The organism is Novisyntrophococcus fermenticellae (assembly GCF_018866245.1).
Taxonomy (GTDB): Bacteria; Bacillota; Clostridia; order Lachnospirales; family Lachnospiraceae; genus Novisyntrophococcus; species Novisyntrophococcus fermenticellae.
Window position 1 is genome coordinate 47752 of sequence record NZ_CP076458.1, and the last position, 11654, is coordinate 59405.

Consider the following 11654-nt stretch of genomic DNA (forward strand, 5'->3'; position numbering starts at 1 on the left):
TGGGTATATGATTCAAAAGTTATTAATTGCCAATCGGGGAGAAATTGCGGTGCGGATTATCCGGGCCTGCAGAGAGATGGGAATTGCAACTGTGGCAGTATATTCGGAAGCGGATAAGGAAAGTCTGCATACACAGTTGGCGGATGAGGCAGTCTGCATCGGACCGGGACCATCTGCGGAAAGTTATCTCAATATGGAGCGGATTATAAGTGCTACTTTGGTATCCGGAGCGGATGCCATCCATCCGGGATTCGGCTTTCTTTCAGAAAATGAAAAATTTGTGAAGTTTTGTGAGCAATGTCATATCACCTTTGTGGGACCGTGTTCGGACGTGATTCGAAGTTTGGGAAATAAGCAGATTGCCAGAAATACGATGGTGGCTGCGGGAGTACCTGTGATACCTGGAACGGATTGCTCGATTTACGATGTGGAAACTGGTGCGAAAGAGGCAGAACACATTGGATATCCGGTTATTATAAAGGCGGCACTTGGAGGCGGTGGAAAGGGGATGCGTACTGCGCATTCACCGAAGGAATTTCAATTAGCATTTCTCACGGCGCAAAAGGAATCTCAGATTGCTTTTGGGGACCGCACAATGTACATTGAGCATTTCGTACAGCATCCCCGACATATAGAGTTTCAGATTCTGGCAGACAGTCAAGGGCATGTGATTCACCTGGGGGAGAGAGATTGTTCGATTCAGAGGAATCACCAAAAAATGATTGAAGAGGCACCTTCTGCTGCTATTTCCGATGACTTACGAAAACGCATGGGAAAGGCGGCTGTAAAGGCTGCAAAGGCTGCACAATACGTAAACGCAGGAACAATAGAATTTCTGCTGGAGAAAAATGAAAAATTTTATTTCATGGAGATGAATACCAGGATTCAGGTGGAACACCCTGTGACCGAATGGGTGACAGGGATGGATTTAATAAAAGAACAGATAAGGATAGCCTCCGGTCTTCCTTTGAATATCAGTCAAAAGGATGTCAAAATTCAGGGGCATGCGATCGAATGCCGGATTAATGCTGAAAATCCCCAAAAGAATTTCAGACCGTCACCAGGTCTTATCACGGGGCTCCATCTGCCGGGGGGAAATGGGGTCCGGGTGGATACTGCAATCTATAATGGATATCAGATACCACCATATTACGATTCTATGTTAGCAAAGTTGATTGTACATGGATTGAATAGAGAAGATGCCATTGCCAAGATGCGAAGTGCTTTGGGTGAAACCATTATCGAGGGGATTGATACAAATGTGGATTATCAGTATGAGATACTGGAGAATCCCGATTATCAGGCTGGTAATGTTGATATAGAATTCCTGAATACGCATGTGATTGCGGGGGTAAATATAGATGAAGTTTGATCGAATATTTAAAAAAACAATAAAAGACAACGAAAGCTATCCCTCTGACAGCAGACCGGGGATTCCCGACGGACTTCTTAAAAAGTGCAATGCCTGTAAGTCTGGGGTGTTTGTATCAGATGTGGTGAACAATTATAATATTTGCCCCCGTTGTCACAATTACTTTCGTATGGATGCATATAGCAGAGTGGAAATGCTGGCGGATGAAGGTAGTTTTGAAGAATGGGATATGGGACTGAAATCAAACAATCCACTGAATATTAGGAACTATCAGGAAAAGCTGGAAGGACTGCAGGAAAAGACAGGACTGGATGAAGCGGTAATTACCGGAAAGGCAATAATTGATGGAGTGCCTGTGGCTCTGGGGGTTTGTGACGGACGATTCCTGATGGCCAGTATGGGTGAGGTAGTAGGTGAGAAAATAGCCAGAGCCGTTGAACGTGCGACGAAAGAAAAACTTCCGATTATCCTTTTTGCATGCTCCGGCGGTGCCCGGATGCAGGAAGGAATTATTTCTTTAATGCAGATGGCAAAAACGTCTGCAGCTTTAAAACAGCACAGTGATGCAGGACTTTTATATATCAGTGTTTTAACGGATCCAACCACCGGTGGAGTGACTGCCAGCTTCGCGATGTTGGGAGATATTATTCTGGCAGAACCGGGAGCCTTGATTGGATTCGCAGGGCCCAGGGTAATAGAGCAGACAATCGGGCAAAAGCTGCCGAAGGGGTTTCAACGTTCAGAGTTTCTTTTAGAGCATGGATTTTTAGATGGAATCATAGAGCGGGAAAAGATGAGAGAGGCCTTAAGCCTGATCCTTCATCAGCATCAGCAAGAGCAAAATACGAAAGGGGTTAATAACATACTGGAAAGCGTACTGACCCCTGATGCTGTAACGAGGGATGAAGTTTTGAAGCAGATTTATCAGGAAGCATTTGGCGAAGGAAGGGTTCTTAAAAAAGTAAATGCATGGAAGCATGTGGAACTTGCCAGGGATAAATCACGTCCTACGGGAACAAAGTATATTGATTTACTGTTTCAGGATTTTGTGGAAATGCATGGAGACCGATATTATCGTGATGATCCGGCAGTTGTGGGCGGAGTGGCATATTTTCATGGGATGCCTGTAACAATTTTGATTCAGGAGAAAGGGCAGGGAACCAAAGAAAGCATAGAGCGGAACTTCGGGATGATTTCTCCGGATGGATATCGAAAATCGCTGAGACTGATGAAGCAGGCTGAAAAATTTGGACGGCCGATAATCTGCCTTGTAGATACACCGGGTGCATTTTGCGGACTGGAGGCGGAAGAGAGAGGACAGGGAGAGGCAATTGCCAAAAATATTTATGAGATGTCGGGTCTTAAAGTGCCCATACTTTCTATTGTGATTGGTGAAGGCGGAAGCGGTGGAGCTCTGGCATTTGCGGTGGCTGATGAAGTTTGGATGATGGAAAATTCCATTTATTCGATACTTTCACCGGAAGGTTTTGCATCAATCCTTTGGAAAGACAGTAAACGTGCAAAAGAAGCAGCTGAAATTATGAAGATGACGGCACGGGATTTGAAAAAACTGGGAATCGTGGAGCATGTAATCCGGGAGGATGAACCGCTGACTCATGAGAACCTTATGCTTACTATACAGAAACTGGAAGTCGGAATTGCAGGATTTTTACAGGAATATACGCCTTTAACAGAAAATGAACTGCTGGAGAGACGTTACAAAAGGTTTCGAAGGTTTTGATTTATGGATGAAGGATGACGCTAAAAAGAAAACATAGCCAATAAGCATTTTTTATGTTATACTAAATGCGATTTAATGAAGAATTTTGTCGTATTATGGGAAGAGATACTTTTACCGGACATGCAGGGAGTGGGATGCTGTGGATAATCGTGAGATCATTAATGATGTATTGGTTCACCTGTTTAATGAAATCTGGCAGTTGGAAGAAGAAGCCATTATAACGGATGAATATAAAGACATTACGAATAATGATATGCATATTATCGAGGCCGTTGGTCTGGATGGTGGGAACATGTCGGCTATTGCCGGAAAACTCAGCATTACAGTAGGGTCTCTGACAACTTCCATGAACAGTTTGGTAAAGAAAGGGTATGTAGAAAGGGAACGAAGCGAGAGGGACAGACGTGTTGTGTATATTCATCTCACATCCAAAGGAAGAAGAGCATATCGTCATCATCAGGAATTTCATAATCAGATGACGGATGCCGTTCTGAGATCGCTGGGAGAGGATGAGGCTGTGGTTTTGGCAAAAGCACTGCATGGACTATCTGCTTTTTTCCGCCAATACAAGAAATAAAAAAAGACAAGGTCTGCTGGGCTATGAAAAATATCGTGTTAATAGGGATGCCGGGCGTCGGTAAGAGTACAATTGGTGTAATCCTGGCAAAGCAGCTGGGCTATGAATTTGTGGATTCCGATTTAGTAATTCAGAGAAGAGAAAATCGCTTATTAAGCGAGATTATAGAGTGTGAAGGTGTTGACGGATTTATTGAGATAGAGAATCAGGTCAATGCCTCTCTTGGCGTGGAGGAATCTGTGATTGCGACTGGAGGCAGTGTGGTATATGGCGATGAGGCAATGGAACATCTGAAGAAAACAGGAACGATCATTTATCTTCAGATTTCTTATCAATCGCTGGAAAAGCGTCTTGGAAATTTAAAAGGGCGGGGTGTCATTCTGAGAGAAGGGCAGACACTAAAGCATATATATGAGGAACGAATTCCTCTTTACGAAATGTACGCAGATTATATAGTTAATGAGGAAAATCTGGATATTGAGGAAACTTTACAGAAAATATTGGAAATTATTAGAATTTAATTGAAAATAAGATTTGTCATTTTATGGAAATTGGGAGAAAAGATTAAATTTTGTTTACAAAATCTTTTAGTTGGGTTAATATATAGTGACAGAAGGATAATGAAAATGAAAATCGGTTATTCTATGAGGGTAAGATAATCGGAAATAATAAAGAGGTGGCTCATGGAACAATATGTAATAAGAGGGGGAAATCCTCTCGTTGGCGAGGTGGAAATTGGGGGAGCCAAGAATGCAGCGCTTGCAATACTGACGGCAGCAGTTATGACAGATGAAACTGTCCGGATTGAGAATTTACCGGATGTCAGTGATATTAACGTACTTCTTGAGGCAATTTCCGTAATTGGAGCAACAGTGGAACGTATTGACCGCCATACGGTCAAAATTAATGGATCAACCATTGGTTCTATCAGCGTAGATTATGAATTTATTAAGAAAATTCGAGCTTCCTACTATTTATTAGGAGCATTGTTAGGAAAATATAAAAAAGCAGAGGTTCCGCTTCCGGGAGGATGCAATATAGGCAGCCGCCCGATTGATCAGCATCTGAAAGGATTCCGTGCGCTTGGGGCAACGGTGGATATTTTACATGGAGCAATTTTTGCCTCCGCCGAGAATCTGGCAGGCAGCCATATTTTTCTGGATATGGTGTCTGTAGGAGCAACAATTAACATTATGATGGCTGCGTCTATGGCGAAGGGAAATACAATTATTGAAAATGCCGCCCGTGAACCTCATGTTGTGGATGTTGCCAATTTTTTAAACAGTATGGGTGCCAATATCAAAGGAGCCGGCACGGATGTCATCCGTATCCGGGGTGTGGAGTGCCTTCACGGAACAACGTATTCCATTGTTCCGGATATGATTGAAGCGGGAACCTATATGTTTGCAGCTGCAGCCACAAAGGGAGATGTATTGATAAAGAATGTGATTCCAAAGCATCTTGAGGCTATGACAGCAAAGCTGGAAGAGATTGGATGTGATGTGGAGGAGTTTGATGACTCTGTTCGTGTAAGTGCGGTAAAGCGGCTTGGAAGAACACATGTGAAAACATTGCCTTATCCGGGATTTCCGACAGATATGCAGCCACAGATTTCTGTAACACTGGCACTTGCCAACGGAACAAGTATTGTAACAGAAAGTATTTTTGAAAACCGCTTCAAATATGCGGATGAATTATCCCGAATGGGTGCTTGTGTAAAGGTAGAGGGCAATACAGCAATTATTGATGGCGTGAAAGGCTTTACAGGAGCCAGAGTCAGCGCACCGGATTTGAGGGCTGGAGCGGCACTTGTAATAGCAGGTCTTGCTGCAGAAGGATTCACTGTAGTGGATGATATTGTCTACATTCAGCGTGGATATGAGGACTTTGAGGGTAAGCTTAAGAGCCTGGGTGCTGAAATTGAGAAGGTATCCAGTGAAAAAGAAATTCAAAAATATAAACTTCAAATTGTGTAATTATTTAAAAAAAAGCTGCGCAGATAATCGTGAAACTGACGCAGCTTTTATTGTATCGCGGAAAATACCATCCATCTGGACTTTTTTAAATCCAACGCTTCAGAAGCTATAAGGACTCGAATAGGTTTCTCATCTTCTATAATCAACATGCTTATCCGTCATGACTTCCCCTCTTTTTTTTACATTCTTAATATCTCTTGATTATAACATTAATTTATTTAAAACATGGGGGTATTTCCAAATTGTAATAAAGTTGTAAAAATGTTCTTGACGAAAAAAGAAAAATGCGATAAGGTAGTATTCGTAAACTAAATAGTAATTGCTTTTCTCTTATTTAGAGTGGTGGAGATACAAAGGATCTGCGAAACCACGGCAACCCCCGAAGTGGAAGGTGCCAACCTGAGCGAATGTTTCGAACAATAAGGGGATTTAATGATTGAATTGTTGAGTCCGCTTTCAAAGACGGACTTTTTTCTTGTTCAAAACCTGTAGAGAAGAAAAGCAGCCCATGCAATAAGGAGGAATAGATGGGAATGGAAAAAAGATTATTTACTTCTGAGTCTGTGACGGAAGGACATCCGGATAAGATGTGTGATCAGATTTCAGATGCGATTCTGGATGCATTGCTGGAGCAGGATCCCATGAGCCGTGTAGCCTGTGAGACTGCTACTACAACAGGCTTCGTGATGGTTATGGGTGAAATCACGACCAATGCGTATGTAGATATCCAGAAAATCGTCCGGGATACAGTGAACGAAATTGGTTATACCCGTGGGAAATACGGATTTGATGGTGAAACATGCGCGGTAATTACCGCAATTGATGAGCAGTCTTCCGATATTGCCCTGGGTGTTGACAAAGCATTGGAGGCAAAGGAAAAAACCATGTCCGATGCCCAGATCGATGCAATTGGAGCCGGGGATCAGGGTATGATGTTCGGATATGCCTCTGATGAGACAGAAGAGTACATGCCTTACCCCATTGCACTGGCACATAAATTGGCCAGGAAGCTGACAGCGGTTCGTAAAGATGGAACACTTCCTTATCTGAGGCCTGATGGAAAAACGCAGGTTACGGTGGAATACGATGAGCAGGGTCATCCCATCCGGCTGGACGCAGTTGTACTTTCCACACAGCATGATCCGGAGGTATCACAGGAACAGATTCATAAAGACATCAAAAAGTATGTATTTGATGCAATCCTGCCCCAATCTATGGTAGATGAGAAAACAAAATTTTTCATTAACCCGACAGGAAGATTTGTAATTGGCGGTCCCCATGGGGACAGTGGATTAACCGGACGTAAGATCATCGTAGATACTTACGGCGGATATGCACGTCATGGCGGCGGTGCCTTTTCCGGTAAGGACTGTACGAAAGTAGACCGTTCTGCCGCTTACGCAGCCCGTTATGTTGCTAAAAATCTGGTGGCGGCAGGACTGGCAGAGAAGTGTGAGGTGCAGTTGTCTTATGCAATCGGAGTGGCGCATCCAACATCCATACAGGTGGAGACCTTTGGAACAGGTAAATTATCTGATCAAAAACTGACTGAAATTGTACGTGATAATTTTGATTTAAGACCTGCAGGGATTATAAAGATGCTGGATCTGCGCCGTCCGATTTATAAGCAGACAGCCAGCTATGGACACTTTGGGCGTAATGATCTGGATCTTCCCTGGGAGAGACTGGATAAGGCAGAAGAGCTAAAAAAATATTTGTAAACAGATGAGAACTGCTATGAGATATAGCATAGCGGTTTTCAAATGCCAAAATAGAAAGGAACTGCCATCTGAGGCAGTTCCTTTCTATTAATAAAAAATGGTTAATAGAAAATTTAGAAAAGACCAGCTTACTTTAGATGAAAAAGACTACAGTGTATGATATAATTTAATGATACCAGGGTCGAAAGGTCATCCGTTTCATGCTTGCATGAAAAAGGATGAATTTGAGACCCGAACAAATATGAGGATGCAGCCCGAACAGGGCGGAATACGAATATTTGCAGGATTGGGGGAGCGCTTCTGTGCGGAGCAATCCGTGGTATCATGGAAGAAGTACCAGGGTCGAAAGGTCATGCGTTTCATGCTTGCATGAAAAAGCATGCATTTGAAAGGAAGCTGAAGCTATGAAATTAAAGACAAGGATTATTATATCCTTTTTTTCCATCATATGTATTCCGGTCATACTCACATGCGTGATGTTTTACACTGGGATGAAGATAAAGGTGGAGGCGATAGGAAAGCAATATGGAATTGAAGCTCCCACTTATCAAAACCTGGTGAATAACACACTGATGTTGAATAAAATGACGGAAGGTGATATGCAAAAGCTCCGTGAGACAGCAGAAGGTGTACCGGAAAATCTGCAAAACCAGGAGTACCTTGATGAATTTAATCGGGGACTTTCCGAGGATTATTCATATCTGGTGGTGAGGAAAGAAAATCGGATATACTATAATGGAGCATTCGATAAAACCAGTGATAAAGTTCTTTTAAAAGTGCTCCCATCATATGGAGATTCGAGAGCTGTTTCAGATAACAGTGTTTATATGAGAATCGAAGAGCAGACACTTGTACGACAAGTGGATTTCAGATTTCCCGATAATAAGGAGGGAAGTGCTTTTATCATTACGCAGGCAAACCGTATTATACCCGAGATGCAGTCTTTGGTAAAAGAGATGATAATCGTTATCTTATTAACCCTGATTGGAACCAGTCTTGTGATGTGCCTTTGGATTTATCAAGGAGTTGCGACACCGCTGAATCAGTTGAAAAGAGCCACACAGAACATTAAAGAAGGAAATCTGAATTTCTCTGTAGAAGCCAGCGGTGCAAGTGAAGTAAGGGATCTGTGTGAGGATTTCGAAGATATGCGGATCCGGCTGAAGGAGAATGCGGAAGAAAAGATCATATATGACAGCGATAATAAAGAACTGATCAGTAATATCTCCCATGACCTTAAGACCCCAATCACCGCAGTGAAAGGATATGTGGAGGGAATCATGGATGGGGTGGCGGATACGCCCGAGAAGATGGACAAGTATATCCGAACGATATATAATAAGGCGAATGAAATGGACCGCCTGATTAATGAGCTGACCTTCTACTCAAAAATTGACACAAACCGTATCCCGTATACTTTTAATAAAATTCATGTGGCAGAATATTTTGACGACTGTGTGGAAGAACTGAATCTGGAGCTGGAATCCAGGGAAATTGATCTGGCCTATTTTAATTATATTGAAGAGGATACAATTATTATTGCTGATGCAGAACAGCTGAAGCGAGTAGTAAATAATATTATCAGCAATTCTATAAAATATATGAATAAACCGAGGGGAATCATCAATATCCGTCTGAGAGACGTGGGAGATTTCATACAGGTAGAGATAGAGGATAATGGAAAAGGAATCGCACAAAAGGATCTGACCAAAATCTTCGACCGTTTTTACCGTACGGATACCTCCAGAAATTCCACCAAAGGCGGAAGTGGAATTGGTTTATCCATTGTTAAGAAAATTTTGGAAGACCATGGTGGTAAAGTATGGGCAACCAGTAAAGAAGGAGTGGGAACGGTGATGTACTTTGTTCTCAGAAAATATCAGGAGGTGCCAGTCAGTGAGCAAAATATTAATAATAGAAGATGAAGAAGCCATCGCCGAATTGGAAAAAGATTATCTGGAGTTGTCCGGCTTTGAAGTTTCCATAGAAAACAGGGGAGATACAGGTTTGAAACGGGCATTGGAGGAGGATTTTGATTTGTTTATCCTGGATCTGATGCTTCCAGAAGTGGACGGTTTTGAAATTTGCAAGGAGATTCGGGACAAGAAGAATACCCCTATTCTGATGGTATCCGCAAAGAAAGATGATATTGATAAAATCAGGGGACTTGGACTGGGTGCAGATGATTATATGACGAAGCCATTTTCGCCCAGTGAGATGGTAGCCCGCGTAAAGGCACATCTGGCCAGATATGACCGTCTGATTGGGAGCGGTATGCCTGAAAATGATGTGATAGAGCTCCGGGGTATCAAAATTGATAAAACTGCAAGAAGAGTCTGGATTAATGGGGAGGAAAGAAATTTTACCACAAAGGAATTTGACTTACTCACTTTTCTGGCCGAAAATCCAAATCATGTTTTTACAAAGGAAGAATTATTCCGGGAAATCTGGGATATGGAATCCATCGGAGATATTGCTACTGTGACGGTGCATATCAAAAAAATCAGGGAAAAAATAGAGTATAATACGGCAAAACCGCAATATATAGAGACTATATGGGGGGTCGGATACCGCTTTAAGGTATGATAAGGTTAAAATGGGTAAAATATTTTATATTATGGGTAAAAGTGCGTCCGGAAAGGATCGGATATATGAAAGCCTGATAAAGGATCCGATGATATCTTTGACTCCTCTGGTGCTTTATACCACCCGGCCGATAAGAAGCGGTGAAACACAGGGAAAAGAATACTATTTTGTAGATCAGGATAAGCTGGATGAATTACGGGCTGCAGGAAAGATTATAGAGGAGCGTGTATACGAAACAGTTCATGGTAAATGGTTTTATTTTACGGCAGATGACGGGCAGGTTGATTTGCAAAACGGAAATTATCTGGGCATCGGAACGCTGGAGTCGTATATTAAACTTCAAAAGTATTATGGTAACGAAGTTCTTTGCCCTGTTTATGTGGAGGTAGAGGATGGGATTCGCCTGGAGAGGGCGCTTCGGCGGGAAAAATTACAGGCGAACCCAAAGTATGCAGAGCTTTGCCGTCGCTTTTTGGCTGACAATGAAGATTTTAAAGAAGAGCACATCCAGGAAGCGGGAATCACCCGACGCTTTCAGAACAGTGAAGATTTTACAAAGTGTATGGAAGAAATCAGAATATTTATACAGGAGCATCAAAAAACCCTGTAACTTAGTGGGACAGTATGGTATAATTACGTTATAAGTCCTAAGTGTTTTTCAGACTTGGCGAGCAATAGGAGGTGACACTATGTTGGGTTTTGATGGTGTAGTCGGACACGAAGAAATTATATCACATTTGCAAAACGCCATTCGGCTGGAGAAGGTCTCCCATGCTTATATCTTTTCCGGAGAACGCGGAACAGGCAAAAATCTGTTAGCATCCCTCTTTGCCATGACATTGCAGTGTGAAGAGCATGGTACCAGCCCTTGTATGAAGTGTGAATCCTGTAAGAAAGCTTTGAGCAAGAACCATCCGGACATTATCAGCATTACGCACGAGAAACCAAATTCCATTGGTATAGAGGAAATCCGGGAGCAGTTGATTAACGATGTAGAAATTCGTCCATATAGCGGTCCTTTTAAGATATATATAATCAATGAAGCTCAGAAATTAACGTTGCAGGCACAAAACGCACTTTTGAAAACAATAGAGGAGCCGCCTGCTTATGCGGTCATTATATTGCTGACGGATAATTTGGACATCCTTTTACCAACAATTACATCCAGATGTGTGACTTTGGGATTAAAACCTGTATCTGATAATATGGTGAAGACCTATTTGATGGATCAGATGAATATCCCTGATTACCAGGCAGAAGTTGACGCGTCATTTGCACAGGGGAATATAGGAAAAGCCAAACGTGCAGCTACGTCCGCAGAATTTTCAGAGTTGATGCAGAATGCTCTTAAGATTTTGAAAAGTTCAAAAGAGATGCAGTTATATGAATTGATAGCTGTGATGAAAGAGATGTCTCAGGAAAAACAAAACATCTATGATTATCTGGATTTGTTTGCTATGTGGTTTCGGGATGTGTTATTATTTAAGGCGACGCGTGAAGTTGACAATCTTGTATTTAAGCAGGAGATTAATCATATAAAGGAACGGGCTCAGGTGAGCTCATACGAAGGTCTGGAGCGGATTATTGACGGAATACAAACTGCCGGGATTCGTCTTCGTGCCAACGTCAATTTCGATTTGACGATGGAATTATTGTTCCTTACAATTAGGGAGAATTGAGC

General features: G+C 42.3%; 10 protein-coding genes and 1 riboswitch. All 10 genes read left to right on the forward strand.

Annotation, left to right across the window (positions count from 1 at the left end; all coding sequences use genetic code 11):
• The first annotated feature begins 7 nt into the window (after positions 1–7).
• On the forward strand, positions 8–1372 hold the full coding sequence (locus KNL20_RS00255) for an acetyl-CoA carboxylase biotin carboxylase subunit (RefSeq protein WP_230398699.1): 1365 nt from the start codon (positions 8–10) through the stop codon (positions 1370–1372).
• Positions 1362–3113: an acetyl-CoA carboxylase, carboxyltransferase subunit beta gene (gene accD, locus KNL20_RS00260; protein WP_230398700.1), complete on the forward strand. Its 1752-nt coding sequence runs from the start codon at positions 1362–1364 to the stop codon at positions 3111–3113. The genes KNL20_RS00255 and accD overlap by 11 nt, the downstream gene beginning before the upstream one ends.
• 139 nt (positions 3114–3252) lie before the next feature.
• Positions 3253–3690, forward strand: coding sequence for a MarR family winged helix-turn-helix transcriptional regulator (locus KNL20_RS00265; RefSeq protein WP_230398701.1), 438 nt, complete (start codon positions 3253–3255; stop codon positions 3688–3690).
• 23 nt (positions 3691–3713) lie between these two features.
• Positions 3714–4211 (forward strand): shikimate kinase, encoded by a 498-nt coding sequence (locus KNL20_RS00270; RefSeq protein ID WP_230398702.1) that lies wholly within the window; start codon positions 3714–3716, stop codon positions 4209–4211.
• A gap of 162 nt (positions 4212–4373) precedes the next feature.
• The gene (locus KNL20_RS00275; protein ID WP_230398703.1) at positions 4374–5666 is read left to right on the forward strand and encodes a UDP-N-acetylglucosamine 1-carboxyvinyltransferase; all 1293 of its coding nucleotides are present in this window, start codon (positions 4374–4376) and stop codon (positions 5664–5666) included.
• Positions 5667–5993: 327 nt separating this feature from the next.
• Positions 5994–6092, forward strand: a riboswitch (SAM riboswitch).
• Between the two features lie 107 nt (positions 6093–6199).
• Complete coding sequence (gene metK / locus KNL20_RS00280) at positions 6200–7387, forward strand: methionine adenosyltransferase (protein ID WP_230400013.1); 1188 nt, start codon at positions 6200–6202, stop codon at positions 7385–7387.
• A 404-nt stretch (positions 7388–7791) separates the two neighbouring features.
• Positions 7792–9312 carry a sensor histidine kinase gene (locus KNL20_RS00285; RefSeq protein ID WP_230398704.1) on the forward strand — a complete coding sequence of 507 codons (1521 nt, stop codon included), beginning with the start codon at positions 7792–7794 and terminating at the stop codon, positions 9310–9312.
• Positions 9284–9973 (forward strand): response regulator transcription factor, encoded by a 690-nt coding sequence (locus KNL20_RS00290; RefSeq protein ID WP_230398705.1) that lies wholly within the window; start codon positions 9284–9286, stop codon positions 9971–9973. Before KNL20_RS00285 ends, KNL20_RS00290 begins: the two co-directional genes overlap by 29 nt.
• Before the next feature lie 10 nt (positions 9974–9983).
• Positions 9984–10583, forward strand: coding sequence for a nucleoside/nucleotide kinase family protein (locus KNL20_RS00295; protein ID WP_230398706.1), 600 nt, complete (start codon positions 9984–9986; stop codon positions 10581–10583).
• 79 nt (positions 10584–10662) lie between these two features.
• Positions 10663–11652 carry a DNA polymerase III subunit gene (locus KNL20_RS00300; protein WP_230398707.1) on the forward strand — a complete coding sequence of 330 codons (990 nt, stop codon included), beginning with the start codon at positions 10663–10665 and terminating at the stop codon, positions 11650–11652.
• The last annotated feature ends 2 nt before the right edge of the window (positions 11653–11654 follow it).

Excerpts from the sequence above, each read along its gene's own strand:
- KNL20_RS00255 (WP_230398699.1), top strand. The coding sequence starts at position 8 with ATGATTCAAAAGTTATTAATTGCCAATCGGGGAGAAATTGCGGTGCGG.
- accD (WP_230398700.1), top strand. The coding sequence starts at position 1,362 with ATGAAGTTTGATCGAATATTTAAAAAAACAATAAAAGACAACGAAAGC.
- KNL20_RS00270 (WP_230398702.1), top strand. The coding sequence starts at position 3,714 with ATGAAAAATATCGTGTTAATAGGGATGCCGGGCGTCGGTAAGAGTACA.
- KNL20_RS00275 (WP_230398703.1), top strand. The coding sequence starts at position 4,374 with ATGGAACAATATGTAATAAGAGGGGGAAATCCTCTCGTTGGCGAGGTG.
- metK (WP_230400013.1), top strand. The coding sequence starts at position 6,200 with ATGGAAAAAAGATTATTTACTTCTGAGTCTGTGACGGAAGGACATCCG.
- KNL20_RS00285 (WP_230398704.1), top strand. The coding sequence starts at position 7,792 with ATGAAATTAAAGACAAGGATTATTATATCCTTTTTTTCCATCATATGT.
- KNL20_RS00295 (WP_230398706.1), top strand. The coding sequence starts at position 9,984 with ATGGGTAAAATATTTTATATTATGGGTAAAAGTGCGTCCGGAAAGGAT.
- KNL20_RS00300 (WP_230398707.1), top strand. The coding sequence starts at position 10,663 with ATGTTGGGTTTTGATGGTGTAGTCGGACACGAAGAAATTATATCACAT.